Here is a 16,141-nt window from a genome sequence, read left to right as displayed (position 1 = left end):
GAGATAAAAATTGAAGCACAAGGTTCTATTGCGAGCTTTGATGGTAGCGGCCTCAGTGATTTTCGTATCTGCTTGGGGAGCTGCCGAGGCCGTGGCGGATGATATTAAAGTGGGGGTCGTTGATACGGAAAGAATTCTCGCTGAATCCGCACCCGCGGTGAGAGCGCTCAAAAAGATAGAAAAGGAATTCTTGCCGCGGGACCAGGAAATAAAAAGGATGGCCCTGGAGGCAAAGGAGCTTCAGGATCTTCTGGAAAAAGAAGGGAAGAGCATGCCGGAAGCGGATCGACGCAGCAAGGAGCGCGATCTTGCCGCGCTCAATCGGGAGTTTCAGCGTGCTCAACGTCAGATGCGCGAAGACCTGAGTCTGCGTCAGAATGACGAAGTTGCTACACTCCAGTTGACGGCCAGCAAGGCTATTCAAATCATCGCGGAAGCAGAGAAGTATGATCTTGTTTTGCCCTTGCGCGATCTCGTTTACCGTAGTCCGCGCATCGACATTACGGAAAAGGTAATCAAGGCGCTGGCCGACAAATAGCAGCGGGAACGCCGTGCCGCCCATATGGAAGCGGCAATCCTGTCTATCATCGTTATCGAGAATTTGGGAAAGATTGCACCATGGATATCCATGAAGTTCTGAAATACCTTCCTCATCGTTACCCTTTTTTGCTGGTGGACCGGGTTCTGAGTTGTGAACCGGGAAAGACCATTTCCGCACTCAAGAACGTGACCATCAACGAGCCCTTCTTTTCCGGCCACTTCCCGCATCATCCAGTCATGCCGGGAGTGCTGATAATCGAAGCGCTGGCACAAGCTGCCGCACTTCTTACGCTCAAGACCGCGAATCTTCAAACCGACGAAAATTCCGTTTACTACTTCGTTGGTATAGATCGCGCCCGCTTCAAGAAGCCCGTTCTGCCAGGTGACCAACTGATACTCAGGGCAACAATCCTTAGGGAGCGCATCGGAATCTGGAAATATTCCGTCAAGGCAGAAGTGGATGGGCGTGTCGTTACCGAGGCCGAGTTGATGTGCACCATACGGTCTAAAGAGTAGCGCGGAAGATTTCCGCTATGGATACCGAAAAGTGGAACCGTAGAAGTGCCAGGGATTGAGTCTCACTGGGTCTGCGGTGTCGACGAGTCCGGCAGGGGGCCGTTGGCGGGGCCGGTGTTTGCAGCTTGCGTGATACTCGATCCAGCCTATCAGATCGAGGGTCTTGCAGACTCGAAAACGCTCAGCGAACAAAAACGCGACAGTCTCACCCTTGCCATTAAAGCGCATTCCATAGCCTGGGCTGTTGGTTTCGCATCGGTCAAGGAGATTGACCGGCTGAATATTCTACAGGCGAGCTTGCTCGCGATGAAGCGCGCTGTACAGAGCCTGTCGTTCATTCCAGGGAGGGTGCTGGTGGACGGAAATCATGGTCCCCGCCTGAGTTGCCCCGTGACCACCATCGTCAGGGGAGATAGCCTGGTGCCGGAAATCTCGGCTGCTTCCATCCTGGCAAAGACTGCGCGTGATGCCCAGATGGTGGCGTTGCACCGGCGGTTTCCGCATTATGGCTTCGACCGGCATAAAGGGTATTCCACCGAGCAGCACATTGCAGCATTACGGATTCATGGGGTTTCGGCGGTGCATCGCCGCAGTTTTGCGCCAGTCAGGGAATTGATGGCAGGCTGTAAAATTTACGAAACCGCTGAATAAGCCTGGTGCACGCGACGCCCCGTATTCGCTCCGGAGTTTCTCAAAAAGGAACTTTATTTCATTTCGTTACTACTAATGCAATAATGATTCGTCTCCCGTTGCTGATAGAATTTAAATGGCGGGTTGGGGGGTTTAGCGGTTTCCCTGAACGAGAGGGTTCGTGATGCTCATCTATTGCGGAAGCTTAACTTACAGTTTGAATTATTATTATGCGAATTGAAAAGGATACAGTCGTTTCACTGAACTATGAGCTGTCTGACCTGACCGGGAAAGTGATGGAAAAACCCAGCGAACCGGTCAGTTACCTGCACGGCGGTTACGATGGGATCTTCCCCATGGTGGAAGAAAAATTGCATAGCCAGGAGGTGGGTTATAGTTGCTCGGTCCTGATGGAACCAGAAAATACTTTTGGTGAATACGACAGCCAATTGGTGAGGGTAGAGCCTCGCGCTCTTTTTCCAGACGATGTGACGGTCGGAATGCAGTTTGAAGGAGGCGAAGAAGGTTCCGATGACGCCATGATCTATACGGTAACAGATATTGCCGAAGACAAGGTGGTGGTGGACGGCAACCATCCGTTGGCCGGGGTGACCTTGCGTTTCGATTGCACGGTTACCGAGGTCCGCCCGGCGACCGCCGAGGAACTGTCGCACGGTCATGTCCATGGCGCTCATGGACATGAGCACTGACAGAAGACCGTTTTTGGCTGGGGGTCTGCCTGAAAAAACGGGTGTGCAATCAATCAAGGGATAAGCCAATTTCGCTCCTGGCCGTGGCTATTCTTTCTCTGCTGCCTTTTTCAGCGCATAGAGTTCCTCCAGTGCCTGCCTGGGGCTCAACTCGTCTGGCACGATAGCGCGTAGGGACACAAGGACGGGATGTTCCTCCGGCGGAGAGGCGTCCACAGTAGGGAGAGGATCGGAGAATAGATCCCGTTGCGATCGGGCACCAGCCGTTTCCTGTTCGAGTTTCACCAGATATTTTCTCGCGGTCTTGATAACGGGCTCCGGAACGCCCGCCAGCGCAGCGACTTGCAGGCCGTAGCTTTGACTCGCCGGTCCGTCATTGACGGCATGCAGGAATACGATATGGTGCCTGTGTTCCACCGCCCGCAGATGCACATTGGCGGCTTGCGCGAATTCCTCGGCAAGTCTCGTCAGTTCGAAATAATGAGTCGCGAATAAGGTATAGCTGCGGTTCTTTTCCAGGAGATACCGGGAAATCGCGAACGCCAGTGCCAGTCCGTCGAAGGTGGAAGTTCCCCGTCCTACTTCATCCATCAATACCAGGCTTTGCGGCGTGGCATTATGCAGGATATTGGCAGCCTCGGTCATTTCCATCATGAAAGTCGACCGTCCGCCAGCCAGGTCATCGGATGCGCCGATGCGAGTAAAAATCTGATCGAGTGGTCCGAAGCGAGCGCTTTTTGCGGGTACGAAGCTGCCGCAATGAGCGAGCAATGCAATCAGCGCGGCTTGCCGCATATAGGTGGATTTCCCCCCCATATTGGGGCCGGTTATGATCAGCATCTGGCGTCTGGCAGAGCTGTTGCCGCCGAGCCGTAGATCATTGGCCATGAAGTTCTCCACCTGCTTTTCCACAACCGGGTGACGGCCGGCCTCAATATCGATAGTGGCCTCATCGCTAAAGGCCGGCATAACGTAATCGAGTGCAAGTGCGCGTTCGGCAAAGGTTGCCAATACATCCAGTTCGGCGACACTCTGAGCGATTTCCTGCAAATGTCCAATGTAGGGCAAAAGCATGTCCAGCAGTTCATCGTATAGCCACTTCTCCCTGGCAAGCGCGCGATCCTGCGCTGAAAGCGCTTTCTCTTCGAACGCTTTGAGTTCCGGCGTGATGTAGCGCTCGGCATTCTTCAGTGTCTGTCGCCTGCGGTAATCCTCGGGTATCTTCTCGCTGTGCGTATGCGTCACTTCAATATAAAAACCGTGGAGCCGGTTATATTCCACTTTGAGGTTTGCGATGCCGGTGCGCGCTTTTTCTCTTGCTTCCAGTTGCAGCAGAAATTCGCCACAATTGTTCTGTATGGCGCGCAGTTCATCCAGATCGGCATCATAGCCGTCAGCTATCACGCCCCCCGTCCGCAGCGCCGCTTCCGGTTCTTCCCGGAGCGATTCTTCCAGAAGCGCGACAAGGGCCGCATCGGGCGTCATGGATTGCGTCAGCGCGACAATAAGCCTGCTGGTGTACCCGTCAGGCGTCGCAATTGCAGCAGCGGCAGCGGCGGCAGTGATAGCTTGAATAGCTTGGGGAAGCCGTTTCAGGCTATCGCGTAGTCCCGATAAATCCCGCGGACGCGCCGTTTTCAGCGCGATACGAGTAGTAATGCGCTCGATGTCCACCACACGCTTGAGACAGTCGCGCACTGAAAGATAAGGTCCTGTTCCGGCATCTCCAATCAGGTACGACACCCCTTCAAGCCGGTCCTGGACCAGGGCGGTGTTTCTCAGCGGATGGTGCAACCAGTGCCGCAACAGGCGGCTGCCCATGTTGGTCGAGCACGAATCGAGCAGAGACAGCAGTGTCGGCGATGTATCGCCAAGTATGGTTTCGGAAATCTCCAGGTTGCGGCGGGTGGCGGCATCCATTCGCAGATAGCTCCCCTCCCGCTCCACCCGCAGCACCTTGACATGGGCGATACCTGTACCTTGCGTCAGGCGGGCGTAATCCAGGAGTGCGCTCGCTGCACCAAGTGACGAATACAGGCCGTCGCAACCGAAACCGGAGAGATCATGGGTTCCAAATTGGCGGGAAAGATTGGAAACAGCGGCTTCGGCATCAAACTGCCAGGCCGGTAGACGTTTTAGACATAATTTTCTTTGCGCAACCATGTTGTTGAGCGCAGCGGAATCCAGCGAATCCGGCAAAAGAATTTCCGCGGGCTTCAGGCGTTCGAGTTCGGCTGCCAGATTGGGGAGTGAAGTCTCCATCACGTTGAATTGCCCGGCTGCCAGGTTGAGCCACGCCAATCCCAGCGTCGATTCGTGCACGAACACGGCAAGCAAAACACTTTCGCGTTTTTCTTCCAGCAGCGCTGCATCGGTCAGCGTGCCCGGCGTGATAATGCGTGTGACCTCGCGCTCTACCGGCCCCTTCGCCGTGGCGGGATCCCCGGTCTGCTCACAGATCACCACCGATTCACCCAGCCGGACGAGTTTCGAAAGATACTGTTCGGCGGAATGATAAGGCACGCCTGCCATCCTGATCGGCTCTCCCGCTGAAGTGCCGCGCCGGGTCAGCGTGATATCAAGAAGCCTTGCCGCTTTTTCCGCATCTTCGAAGAACAGCTCGTAAAAGTCACCCATGCGGTAGAACATCAGCATGCCGGGATGCTGCGCCTTGATGCGGAGATATTGCTGCATCATGGGGGTGTGCTTAGTCAACTCTTCAACCTCGGTAGTTGGACGGGGTGGAGTGTGCGTTTTTTGGGGTGCAGGGCAAGGCGCACCGACGCGGAAGGGCGCGACCGCGCAGGGCGGAGCAGTGCCTTCCGGAGGAAGGTGCGACCCCGCAGCGGGATGCAAGGCGCCACAAAAGAACTTGGGAGCTTGTTCGCGGCATCCCCGGCGCTGCCCGATCCCCGCTTCACGGGGCCCCTCGTGCAACGCTTTGGGGCGCCACCGCGCAGGGCGGAGCAGTGCCTTCCGGAGGAAGGTGCGACCCCGCAGCGGGAGGCAGGCGCCACAAACGAACTTGGGAGCTCGTTCGCGGCATCCCCGGCGCTGCCCGATCCCTGCTTCGCAGGGCCCCGCGTGCAACGCTTCGAGGTGCCCCATTCCAAGGAGTTGCAACGCAGCCATGTGCCGCAGAAACTGCATAATCCGCCCCGTGGCGAACTCACCAAAAAGGTGAATGCCATGTGATACAACAAGTATTTGCAGATCATAACGCTAGACTGAAAAATAAGTGGGCAACTACCGGATTTAGGTTCAAGTCGCATAGCTGCAATTTGCTGCGATGATGCTCTTGTCAGTCGCGCCCAGGTTATTCATGCTCCGGATCACGCTTACACCTTCAGCTTCTCGGGATCGAACAGCAGTGAACAGATGCAATGGCCGGCGGAGAAGATATGGCGGGACAGTTCCTTGACAGCCGAGGCTACTCATCCTTGAGTGAGATCGGCTTGCCAGGGGCCTGTTCCAGATCATGCAATTTTTTGGCCGTCAATAATATACTCGCCTATCAATTGGAATTCGGTTCAGGCTGGATTCAACCTTTAGGGTATTGTTGCCTCCAAAAATCCGGAATATCCGCCCGGTACCGCCGCATCACCAGGTTTGCCGCAAGTCCGGTCCATCCGGTTTGGTGGGCGGCGCCCAGTCCCTGACCGGTCTCGCCATGAAAAAACTCGTGGAATAGCAGCAGGTCGCGCCAGTGAGGATCGGCCTGATGTGGGCTGTTTTCAGGGAAGGCCGGGATCAGGCCCGATTCATCGGGGCGGAAAATATCCGCAAGCCGGTCCGCCAGCATGTTAGCGGCATACTTTAGGTTAATTTCGTAGCCGTTCAGGCACGGCGCAGGAAAAGTAAAAGCGTCGCCCAGGTAACGGTGCATTTTTTCGACTGCCTGAACCAGCAGATAATTGGTCGGCATCCATACCGGTCCCCGCCAGTTGGAATTGCCGCCGAAAAGTCCGGACTCGGATTCGCCTGGGACATAGCGAATGACGGCCTCGCCGAGGCCAGGGATATGGCCCAGATGCCGTTCGATCGCGTGGCGCTTTGAAACGCTCCGCACGCCGTACGGTGAGAAGAATTCTTCTTCATCAAAAATGCGCGGCAACATTTTCACGAACATGGAAGGGGTTACCAGCGATAACAAGTGCTCGCCGCGCTCATTAGTATCTACCGGGCATGCGCAAATGGCGCTTCCGTCGAACATGCCACCCTTGTGTTCCCACAGCAAGGCGTTAAAGCGCTTCCGGTTTGCGAGCAAGCGCGCATCCACGACCTCGCACGCAAATAGCGGAATGATGCCCACCCAGGAAAAAACGTCGATACGGTGCACACGGCCATCCGGTTCAACCACCAGATCCTTGAAGAAGCCATCGACGTTGTCCCAGAGGGATACCCCCGCGCCGGTATGCCCGGCAATAGTATTCGCAATGGCCAGGAACTGGCTGTAGGACTGGATAGCGATGTTTTCATAGGCGGGATCGTCAACGGCGATTTCCAGTGCGATCACTGTCAGTTGCAGGGAAAACATTGCCATCCAGCCGGTCGCATCGGCCTGCTTTAGCGTATAGCCTGGGTCAAGCGGCTCGGAGCGATCGTACACGGATATATTGTCCATTCCAAGAAAGCCACCTTCGAATACATTCATGCCGGTGGCGTCCTTGAGGTTGATCCACCAAGTGTGATTCAGCAGCAATTTGTGCAGCACCCGTTTGAGAAAACCGATATCGCCCCGGCCGCGTTGGACGCGCTCGGCTCGAAACACCTTGAGGGCGCCCATGGCGTGTACCGGTGGATTCACGTCGCTGAACGCCCATTCATAGGCAGGAATCTGTCCGTTGGGGTGCAGATAGTTTTCATTCAATAGCAGCTCGACCTGCTCCTTGGCGAAATCCACGTCGATGAGCGCTAGCGGTACGCAATGGAAAGCGAGGTCCCAAGCCGCAAACCAGGGATACTCCCAGGCATCCGGCATGGAGATGACATGGTTCGCCTTGAGGTGGCGCCAGTTGTGGTTGCGTCCATGCCTCCTCGAAGGGGGCGGCGTTGCCTGGTCGCCTTTCAGCCAGTCGGAAACATCATAGTGAAAGAACTGCTTGTTCCATATCATGCCTGCCAATGCTTGGCGCAGGATACGTTTATCCTGAACGGCGGCTTCGGGGAGCAAGGTCCTGAAAAAAGCATCAGCTTCTGCGCGACGCTGGGCAAAAACTTGATCTTGACAGGCAAATGGCTGAGGCAGGGGTGCGGCCGATAGCACCAGTTCGATCATTTGGGACTCGCCTGCCTCAATAGTGAGTTTGTGAGCCGCTCCAAATTTGGTTCCCTGCCGGGCGGGATTTACTGCCTCATGTTCGCTGTCCACCAGGTAGCGATGAAATGCATCTTTGACATAAGGCCCGGCATTGGGCACGCCCCATAAGCGGGAGTTGTTGGTCTCATTTTCGGTATAGAGGAGGACGGCCTGCTGCCGCCCGTAGAGATTATAATTTCCCAGCGCTGGATGCTCTGCCATTAACGCCCATGCAGCGCCCTCAGGCGCCGCCGTGGCGTGCAATACCGGTTTCACTTCACCTTTTTCCAGCCACGACCAATAGTTTCGGAACCAGAGCTGCGGCAGCAACCATAGGGTGGCTTCGGCTTGTCCGCGATTGCTGGCGAGTATGCGGATGTGCAATTCGTCAGGTGACGCCTTCGCGTAGAATACTTCCACATCCCAATAGCACCTATCGGTGAAAGCGCCGCTATCAATGAGTTCAAAAGGAGGGTCCTTGCGGGAACGGCGTGCGTTTTCCTCTGTTAATCGAGTATAAGGGAACGGAGACTGGGGATATTTGTAGAGGTAGTGGAGCCAGGAATGCGAAGGCGTCGCGTCAACGTAGAAGTAGCATTCTTTTACATCTTCCCCCCTGTTGCCCTGGTTTCCGGTAAGGCCGAAAGCGCGCTCCTTGAGAATGGCATCCTTGCCGTTCCAGAGCGCCAGCCCGAAACAGAGGTGCTGTGCCTCGTCCGAAATCCCGCCGAGGCCATCCTCATTCCAGCGATAGGCACGGGAACGGGACTGCTCGTGATCAAAGTATTCCCAGGCAGTGCCGTCCGGACTATAGTCTTCGCGAACCGTGCCCCAGGCACGCTCGGACAGATAGGGTCCCCACAAGCGCCAGGGTTCTCTGCCTTGCCGCTGGTTTTCCAGCCGCTGCCGTTCGGCGTCCGGTTGAATGGCCATTGACGTTACTCCTCTTGTTTATCGGTGCTTTCTGTCGCCACAGCTCGGGCTCGCTCCAGTTTGACCCAGGCTTCCAGTACACAGGCGACGCTCCACGCCTGTGATGGTGCGCCCCGTGGTGCATGAGGCGGTTCGCCGTCGAAAATTTCCGATATTGTTCCGAGCCCCGCATCCAGCAGGTGATCACGAATAGGGGCGAGACGGGATTGCGCCAGCTCGGCATTACCGGTAACCCGGTATTCCGCCAATGCATATTGGGGCAACAGCCAACTCCATACCGGTCCCTGATGATACGCGGAATCTCGCTCCCATACGCCGCCTTGATAATGGCCCCGGTAAGCAAAATGTTCCGGCGCCAGTGAGCGTAAGCCGTAAGAAGTAAGGAGGTGCCGCTTCACTTCGGCAACCACCTGTGCCTGAGCCTCGGGTGAGAGCGGAGAATAGCGCAGGGTCACAGCGAGGATTTGATTCGGACGCACGCTCTCGTCGTTGCCTTCCGGCCCATCCAGCACATCATATAGACCGCCAGCGGCTTTCAGGAAACGGGTAAATCCGGCATGGGTCCGTTTGGCAAGCGTTTCAAATATTTCAGGGTCTTTTTCCAGCAAACGGCTGAACTTCGCCATGCATTCGAGCGCGTTGAACCATAGCGCATTGATCTCGACTGGTTTGCCTTGCCGGGGAGTAACTACCCAGCCGCCCAGCTTGGCGTCCATCCAGGTCAGTTGCACGCCGGGCTCCCCCGCACGTAACAAGCCGTCATTGGGATCAGCGCACATACCATGACGTGTACCGCGCACATGCCAGTCTATCATTTCGCAGAGCAAGGGGTAAATTTCCCGAAGTGCTGCCGTATCATGGCTGGCTGCGATGTAGGCCATCCAGGCCTCGAAATACCAGAGGGCGCCATCGGCGGTATTGTATTGCGGCTGCCCGCCATCATCCGGGAACATATTGGGCAGCATGCCGCGATCAACAAAACCCGCAAAGGCGGCGAGGATATTACGGGCCGAGGCGTAACGCCCTGTGGTCAGCGTCAGCCCGGGCAGCGCAATCATCGTATCGCGTCCCCAGTCGCCAAACCATGGATACCCCGCAATAATCGATTCCCCTCGCTCTGCGTGCCGATCAGGTTCTTCCGTTCCTTCCTTTCTTTCCTTTGCCGGTACAGGCCGAACTATTGGAAAGCTATCTGCGGCTATCACCAATTGGTGAACCCAGCCTGGGGCATCACAAAGCTCCTGCGTCCATTGTGTGGCCATCATCAGCCCTGCAGTGTCATGGGCGCGACGTCGATCCAGCATTTCAGTGCAACTTGGCCGAAAACCATCCTCGGAGCCAGCCTTCGTTGTAGCGATCACGCCGTTCCATTCAGCTCCCAACGGTAAGCGCATGTGCGCCGCGCAGAGATGGGAGTCGCGATCCGGCAGCCCTCGCTCGCGTTCCCTGGGCAAGTCAAAATCAACAATCCATTGGCGTTTACGGAAGAGTTGTCCGTCATGAGTATGAAAATGCAGTGCGCGGCCACCGCCGTGCGTAATGCTTATATGATTTTCGCCGCCTTCGATCTCCGGGGCGAATTCCCATTGATGGGTTTCTCCATGATGGCTGCGGCAATTCACCAGGAGATCGACGCCGAGGTGAACGGGGCGTTCCACGGCGTGCGCTAGACGCCAGGCGACACAGACCGTCTCTTGCTTTGGTTCCAGGCAGATGCATTGCTCCACAACCAGGTCGCCGATTGCAAACCGCCAGACCGGCATGCTGCCATCCAGCCGGAACGATTCAATGTGTATGAGCCCCTGGGGTTCGATTGCGCCGCTGCCCCAGCAATTGGTGAATAGCGGCCACTTGCGCCCTTGATCGTGCAGGGTGGCGTCCGCCTTGGCAAAGACGAGAAGGCGCCCCAGCGGGGGGTGCGCCGGGGTAATGAGAAGACCGTGGTAACGGCGTGTCAGACATTGAGCAATCGTACCGCCAGCATATCCACCGAGACCGTTTCCCATCCACCACTCGCGTCGCCTGGCTTGCTCCAGATCACAGCAGATTGCACGGCCGAAGCGGACAAAATCCGGCGGCTTCATTTGCTATCTCAAATGCGCGGCTGGCCGGGCCTTTTTCATCAATGCCATTAGCCCGTCTTTAATTCCGGCGTCAGATGCGGCGCGATAACCTGCAACAGTTGGCCGAAGATCCTCGGGTTGCCCGCAACTACGTTACCGCTCTGCAGATACGTGGCGTTGCCTTCGATGTCGCCTACCAGTCCGCCTGCTTCGGTGATGAGGAGGCAACCCGCGGCCATATCCCAAGGGGACAGCCCGAACTCCCAGAATCCGTCGTAACGTCCAGCCGCCACAAAGGCCAGGTCCAGTGCGGCGGAACCGGGGCGGCGGATGCCGGCGGTTCTGGGCATGAGGTCCTTGAACATGGCCAGATAGGCTTCGGCATGCGTGAATTCACGAAACGGAAAGCCGGTCCCGATCAGGCAATCGGCGAGCTTGGCACGCTTGCTTACCCGTAGGCGATGATCATTCAGATAAGCGCCCCGGCCGCGGCTGGCGGTGAATAATTCATTGGCGGAGGGGTCGTATACCACAGCCTGGGACAGGATGCCCTTATGCATCAGTCCGATGGATACCGAGTAATGCGGAAAGCCATGCAGGAAATTGGTTGTGCCGTCGAGCGGGTCGATTATCCATTGATACTCGGACTTGGCCGGATCACCTTGAGCGCCGCTTTCTTCTGCTAGAATGGAATGGCTGGGGTAGGCATCCAGCAGCGTCTCGATGATGGCTTCTTCCGCCGCGCCATCCACTTCACTGACAAAGTCACTGTGCGCCTTGCGCGAAACGTGCAGCAAGTCGAGGTTCTGCGCAGCACGATTGATGATACCGCCGGCGCGGCGCGCGGCTTTTACCGCAATGGTAAGCATGGGTTGCATTGTTTGGGATTCGGAAGTGAGAGGACTGTGAATTTTAATATGAATCCTGCCCATCCGCTTGATAATGTCCGCGTGGTGCTAAGCCACACCAGCCACCCCGGTAATATAGGCGCCGCGGCGCGGGCTATGAAAACGATGGGGCTGAAATCACTTTGCCTCGTGAATCCCAAATCTTTTCCCGACAAGGAAGCGGAGAGGCGTGCTGCCGGGGCTTGGGACATCCTGACCGGGGCCATGGTTTGCGCAGACCTTGGCGAGGCGTTGAGCGGTACGATTCTGGCAGCCGCTATCACTGCCCGCCCACGCGATCTTTCGCATCAGGTTTTTGATGCGCGACGGGGAGCAATTGAGTTGCTCGGCTATGCGCGGCAAAACCCGGTTGCGCTGGTTTTCGGCACGGAAATGTCCGGGCTCACTACGTTGGAAGTGAGCAAGTGCCAGATGGTCGTGCATATTCCCGCAAATCCGGAGTATTCCTCTTTGAATCTTGCCAGCGCTGTGCAATTGCTGGCCTATGAATTACGCATGGCGGCGGAACCCGGGTCTTTTTCATCAGCGATCGGCATGACCAGCGTGGCGGCACGTTTCGAGGAAATCGAATTACTCTTCCATCATCTCGAACGTGTGGCGATCAGTAGCGGCTTCCTTGATCCGCAGGAGCCGAAACGGCTGATGCAGCGGATTCGGCGGCTGTTTGCACGTGCTCGCCTGGAAAAGGAAGAAGTAAATATATTACGCGGGATTCTCGGCGCTTGTGAAAAACGGATGAATACGCGCGGCGTCATTTCTACAGACGATCCGGCCATGCCTGACAAATAGCGAATAAACCAGGGAAGCACTGACAATAGTCAATCCAGGGCGATTGGCACCCCAAGACCTGAACAAAATAGTTGACCTCGGTAAGGGGGCTTCATATACTTGACCAACGTTGTCGGGTATTAACAAGCCTCTGGATAAGTCCACCGGTTTTGGCGGAAAAGAAGCATGCCGGTTTTAGGGGATGGGATGCCAGGAGGGCCTATTGAAAGTTCCTTGCACCGGCAATTTAGCAGACATTAATCCTGGTTATGAATTTTATTGGAGCAAAAAATGCGATTAACGACTAAGGGACGTTTCGCGGTTACCGCGATGATTGATCTTGCATTGCATAGCGGAGAAGGGCCGGTTACGCTGGCCGGAATCAGTGAACGGCAGAAAATTTCACTATCCTATCTCGAACAATTGTTCGGAAAATTACGGCGTAATAAATTGGTCGGCAGCGTGCGCGGTCCGGGTGGCGGTTACCATCTGACAAAACCAATGAGCGAAGTGTCGGTGGTCGATATCATTTTCGCCGTGGATGAGCCAATTGATGCCACACAATGCGGGGGCAAGGAGAATTGCTACAATGATCAGCGGTGCATGACCCATAACTTGTGGGCCAATCTTAATGTCAAGATACGGGATTATCTGGCGCTGGTTACGCTGGAGCAACTGGTATCGAACCCGAAAGTCAAAGATATTTCCGTATTGCAGGATATGAGGGCGTGCAAGCCGTCGCGGGAAAGCATTCTGGCTTGAGTGCGGAGCGCCATCGAACCGAATGAGTGCATTCAAACCCAAGGCGCCGGGTAGTGGCGTCAGCCGGGAGGGAATTGTGTCTTACGCTTATTTCGACCACAACGCCACCACCGCGGTTGACAATGCGGTGCTGGACGCCATGTTGCCGTATTTTCAAAAAGATTATGGCAATCCTTCCAGCCGCCACGGCCCGGGCCTGGCTGCCCGGCGTGCGGTGAACCAGGCCCGTGAGCAGGTGGCCGCCTCGGTCGGAGTGCAACCGGGGCAAGTAATTTTTACCAGTGGAGGGTCGGAAGCCAATAATCTGTTTATCCAGGGCGCAGCAGGCTATCTGAAGCCGACGCAAATAGTCGTAAGCTCGGTTGAGCATCCCTGCGTGATGCGGGCTGCTCAGGCATTGACGAGGAATTCGCGTGGGAGCTGGAATTTGCGGCAATTGGCGGTCGATAAATTGGGGCGCGTCGACGTCGCCGACGTAGACGAAGCGATGTTGGAACACCACTCGGGCTTGGTATCGGTAATGCTCGCCAATAATGAGACCGGCGTCATTCAGGATGTGGCCGGGATAGCAGCGAAAGCCCGGGCATACGGCGCGTGGGTGCATACTGATGCGGTGCAGGCATTCGGCAAAATTCCAGTGGATTTTGCGTCCCTCAATGTACATGCGTTGACGTTGTCGGGCCACAAGGTTCATGGTCCCAAGGGCGCAGCCGCGCTCATTATGGATAAGCGGCTATTGCTCAAGCCGCTTATTTACGGGGGCGGGCATGAGAACGGATTACGCTCCGGCACGGAAAACGTTCCCGCCATCGTGGGGCTGGGGGTGGCTTGTGGCCTGGTCAAAATACGGATAGCGGAAAGGACTGCTCGCATTTCCGCCATGCGTGCTCAGTTGGAGCAAGGGTTGATGGGGATGGGCGCGGTCATTTTCGGCTTGGGCGCCTCCCGATTGCCCAATACCTGCTACTTCGCTTTGCCCGGCATTGAGGGAGACACGCTCGTGGTTCGTCTCGACAAGGCAGGCTTCGCGGTTGCCAGCGGCGCCGCATGCTCCAGTGTGAACCCTGGGCGAAGCCACGTACTGGAAGCGATGGGAGTAGACGCAGCGCTGACGCGCTGCGCCGTTCGGGTAAGCCTGGGTGACGAGAACTCGCCGTTACAGGTTGAGAATTTTCTTGGTGCCTTGAGCCGGATTGCGGAGGAATTGACGCGAATGAACACGGTCCTGATCTGAGCGCTGGATCAATTATGCATCCGCCGGCGGATGATAAAACGCCATAGCGCAATCGTTATCAGGGAAGGATGTGCTGCCAGTACTGGATAAGGGTCAAATCCTGAAATACCATGGTTGCCGAATGTTGAATAATCTTATTCGTTACCTTGACAATTATGGTTATACTTCTGATTTTATCCGGAGGGAATCGGTGTCACCCCGATTCTCGTAAACACTAATTAACCGTGTCATTTCGCTTATTACCTCGATCGTGAGACATAATTATTCTACAGCGTTGCTGTTATTGATCTGCGTAGCGCTTCTCCCCGCTTGCGCCACCACCCGTTCGCAAGACAAGAGCACGGAATCGTTCGATCCCATCGATCCCTACGAAAACATTAACCGGAAGTTTTATGTATTTACCGATGTGGTTGACCGGAAAATCATGGAGCCGATTGCTGATGCCTATATCGACTATATACCGGGCCGCATGCAGCGTTCCATCGGGCATTTCTTTGACAATCTCCAGTATCCGAACGTCATTCTGAATGATTTTCTGCAAGGTAAGGTACGTCAGGGGTTTCGGGACAGCCTTCGTTTTGTCATCAACTCGACCATAGGAGGAGCGGGACTCTTCGATATGGCTTCACCCATGGGTTTACCGCAGCACGACGAGGATTTCGGGCAAACGCTGGGCGTTTGGGGGGTTGATGCCAAGACCTATCTGTTTGTACCGCTGCTCGGACCCAGCAGTAACCGCGATATATCTGGCATACCTGTCACTGCCGTCACCAACGTCCTTTTCTGGACCGGCATTTTTGTGATTGGCGCACCTGTCACCGTGCCTCTTAGTGCTCTTGGCGCCGTTGACAAACGAGCGAGGTTATCAGGTCCTATGCGCATTCGCGACCAGGCTGCGCTGGAGCCATACCTGTTTGTCCGCGATGCCTACCTCCAGCAGCGCAAGCACGTGATCTATGACGGAGATCCGCCACCGGAAGTTTACGATCAACTCATAGAGGATGAACCCATCGAGAACGAGTCTCCGACTAAGTCCACGAATTGATGGTATTCGTTCGGTGAAGTTTCCATCAGTAGCTACCTGAAACGGGTTGCGTTCGGTACCGCGGATACCCCGGCTTCCCAGACTGGGGCTTTCGCGTCTCTTATCATCCGGATGGGAATATAAATAACATGAGCGAATTCGACTCACGGGTTGTGCTCACCGTTCCTCCGGCAGGCCTCGTCCGCCTTACTCATATTATCTATTTATTGCATGGTTTCAGTATCCTGATGGGGGTCCTGGGGCCGGCGCTCATCATTACAACATTTCTCACTGGTTGGCCTTCGATCATCGCCGTGATCATCAACTACGTGAAACGGAACGATGTGCGGGGCACGTATCTCGACTCCCATTTCAGCTGGCAAATACGCACATTCTGGTACACGCTGCTTTGGCTGGTGATTGCAGCAATGCTCTTCGCGACCGTCATCGGTATTATATTCGCGTATATCCTTGCTGTAGGTACGGGCATTTGGGTGATCTATCGAATCATGCGCGGCTGGATGGCGCTCAACGAGCATAACCCTATGCCTGTCTGAGTCCGCATTCGCCCAGATCACGATCTTATGCTCCGGTAATATACCTCTTCCTGCTAGCCAGGCTGCGTTCCAGTCTCGGTTCCTGCTGAAATCCTCGTGGACGGCTTGTTCCCACGCCGTCTACCCCCTCTTCATTGACCTGCGCCGTTGCGGGGGTTTTGCCCTATGTGGGCCGCCGCACAGAGCAAGACCTCCTT

14 protein-coding genes are annotated in these 16,141 nt (G+C 55.8%); 10 read left to right on the top strand and 4 right to left on the bottom strand.

Annotation, left to right across the window (positions count from 1 at the left end):
• Positions 1-10 precede the first annotated feature (10 nt).
• From BMZ14_RS05850 to BMZ14_RS05835, 4 genes are all read left to right on the top strand, one after another.
• Entirely contained in the window at positions 11-538 is a 528-nt protein-coding gene (locus BMZ14_RS05850; protein WP_083396679.1) for an OmpH/Skp family outer membrane protein, read from the top strand.
• Between the two features lie 80 nt (positions 539-618).
• Entirely contained in the window at positions 619-1,056 is a 438-nt protein-coding gene (gene fabZ, locus BMZ14_RS05845; protein WP_074795764.1) for a 3-hydroxyacyl-ACP dehydratase FabZ, read from the top strand.
• Between the two features lie 45 nt (positions 1,057-1,101).
• Complete coding sequence (rnhB, locus tag BMZ14_RS05840; protein WP_083396678.1) at positions 1,102-1,707, top strand: ribonuclease HII; 606 nt, start codon at positions 1,102-1,104, stop codon at positions 1,705-1,707.
• 209 nt (positions 1,708-1,916) lie between these two features.
• A complete protein-coding gene (locus tag BMZ14_RS05835) occupies positions 1,917-2,396 on the top strand; it encodes an FKBP-type peptidyl-prolyl cis-trans isomerase (RefSeq protein ID WP_074795760.1) in 480 nt (159 codons plus the stop codon).
• An 87-nt stretch (positions 2,397-2,483) separates the two neighbouring features.
• On the opposite strand, the gene mutS is transcribed toward BMZ14_RS05835, so the two are convergent.
• Positions 2,484-5,093, bottom strand: coding sequence for a DNA mismatch repair protein MutS (gene mutS, locus BMZ14_RS05830; protein ID WP_074795758.1), 2,610 nt, complete (start codon positions 5,091-5,093; stop codon positions 2,484-2,486).
• 135 nt (positions 5,094-5,228) lie between these two features.
• Here mutS and BMZ14_RS15050 point away from each other — a divergent pair, with 135 nt between their 5' ends.
• Positions 5,229-5,591 (top strand): hypothetical protein, encoded by a 363-nt coding sequence (locus BMZ14_RS15050; protein WP_218144987.1) that lies wholly within the window; start codon positions 5,229-5,231, stop codon positions 5,589-5,591.
• Positions 5,592-5,937: 346 nt separating this feature from the next.
• Here BMZ14_RS15050 and BMZ14_RS05820 read toward each other — a convergent pair whose 3' ends face one another.
• From BMZ14_RS05820 to BMZ14_RS05810, 3 genes are read right to left on the bottom strand one after another with little or no spacing between them, the layout of a single operon-like run.
• Positions 5,938-8,628 (bottom strand): MGH1-like glycoside hydrolase domain-containing protein, encoded by a 2,691-nt coding sequence (locus BMZ14_RS05820; RefSeq protein ID WP_074795754.1) that lies wholly within the window; start codon positions 8,626-8,628, stop codon positions 5,938-5,940.
• A gap of 5 nt (positions 8,629-8,633) precedes the next feature.
• Positions 8,634-10,712 (bottom strand): amylo-alpha-1,6-glucosidase, encoded by a 2,079-nt coding sequence (locus tag BMZ14_RS05815; protein WP_074795752.1) that lies wholly within the window; start codon positions 10,710-10,712, stop codon positions 8,634-8,636.
• Between the two features lie 47 nt (positions 10,713-10,759).
• A complete protein-coding gene (locus tag BMZ14_RS05810; protein ID WP_074795750.1) occupies positions 10,760-11,569 on the bottom strand; it encodes an inositol monophosphatase family protein in 810 nt (269 codons plus the stop codon).
• 39 nt (positions 11,570-11,608) lie between these two features.
• Here BMZ14_RS05810 and BMZ14_RS05805 point away from each other — a divergent pair, with 39 nt between their 5' ends.
• From BMZ14_RS05805 to BMZ14_RS05785, 5 genes are all read left to right on the top strand, one after another.
• The gene (locus BMZ14_RS05805; protein ID WP_074795748.1) at positions 11,609-12,388 is read left to right on the top strand and encodes an RNA methyltransferase; all 780 of its coding nucleotides are present in this window, start codon (positions 11,609-11,611) and stop codon (positions 12,386-12,388) included.
• Positions 12,389-12,658: 270 nt separating this feature from the next.
• Positions 12,659-13,129: a Fe-S cluster assembly transcriptional regulator IscR gene (gene iscR / locus BMZ14_RS05800; protein WP_074795746.1), complete on the top strand. Its 471-nt coding sequence runs from the start codon at positions 12,659-12,661 to the stop codon at positions 13,127-13,129.
• A gap of 22 nt (positions 13,130-13,151) precedes the next feature.
• The gene (locus BMZ14_RS05795) at positions 13,152-14,363 is read left to right on the top strand and encodes a cysteine desulfurase family protein (protein WP_083396677.1); all 1,212 of its coding nucleotides are present in this window, start codon (positions 13,152-13,154) and stop codon (positions 14,361-14,363) included.
• A 250-nt stretch (positions 14,364-14,613) separates the two neighbouring features.
• Positions 14,614-15,408 (top strand): MlaA family lipoprotein, encoded by a 795-nt coding sequence (locus BMZ14_RS05790; RefSeq protein ID WP_083396676.1) that lies wholly within the window; start codon positions 14,614-14,616, stop codon positions 15,406-15,408.
• Positions 15,409-15,536: 128 nt separating this feature from the next.
• A complete protein-coding gene (locus tag BMZ14_RS05785) occupies positions 15,537-15,944 on the top strand; it encodes a DUF4870 family protein (protein WP_074795744.1) in 408 nt (135 codons plus the stop codon).
• The last annotated feature ends 197 nt before the right edge of the window (positions 15,945-16,141 follow it).

The organism is Nitrosospira briensis (assembly GCF_900115125.1).
GTDB lineage: Bacteria > Pseudomonadota > Gammaproteobacteria > Burkholderiales > Nitrosomonadaceae > Nitrosospira > Nitrosospira briensis_A.
This window is presented reverse-complemented; position numbering and strand designations above follow the sequence as displayed.

Bases quoted from the DNA above. Each gene is read 5' to 3' on its own strand.
- BMZ14_RS05810 (WP_074795750.1), bottom strand. From the start codon at position 11,569: ATGCAACCCATGCTTACCATTGCGGTAAAAGCCGCGCGCCGCGCCGGC.
- BMZ14_RS05795 (WP_083396677.1), top strand. From the start codon at position 13,152: ATGAGTGCATTCAAACCCAAGGCGCCGGGTAGTGGCGTCAGCCGGGAG.
- BMZ14_RS05815 (WP_074795752.1), bottom strand. From the start codon at position 10,712: ATGAAGCCGCCGGATTTTGTCCGCTTCGGCCGTGCAATCTGCTGTGAT.
- mutS (WP_074795758.1), bottom strand. From the start codon at position 5,093: ATGATGCAGCAATATCTCCGCATCAAGGCGCAGCATCCCGGCATGCTG.
- BMZ14_RS05835 (WP_074795760.1), top strand. From the start codon at position 1,917: ATGCGAATTGAAAAGGATACAGTCGTTTCACTGAACTATGAGCTGTCT.
- fabZ (WP_074795764.1), top strand. From the start codon at position 619: ATGGATATCCATGAAGTTCTGAAATACCTTCCTCATCGTTACCCTTTT.
- BMZ14_RS05785 (WP_074795744.1), top strand. From the start codon at position 15,537: ATGAGCGAATTCGACTCACGGGTTGTGCTCACCGTTCCTCCGGCAGGC.
- BMZ14_RS05820 (WP_074795754.1), bottom strand. From the start codon at position 8,628: ATGGCCATTCAACCGGACGCCGAACGGCAGCGGCTGGAAAACCAGCGG.
- BMZ14_RS05805 (WP_074795748.1), top strand. From the start codon at position 11,609: ATGAATCCTGCCCATCCGCTTGATAATGTCCGCGTGGTGCTAAGCCAC.
- iscR (WP_074795746.1), top strand. From the start codon at position 12,659: ATGCGATTAACGACTAAGGGACGTTTCGCGGTTACCGCGATGATTGAT.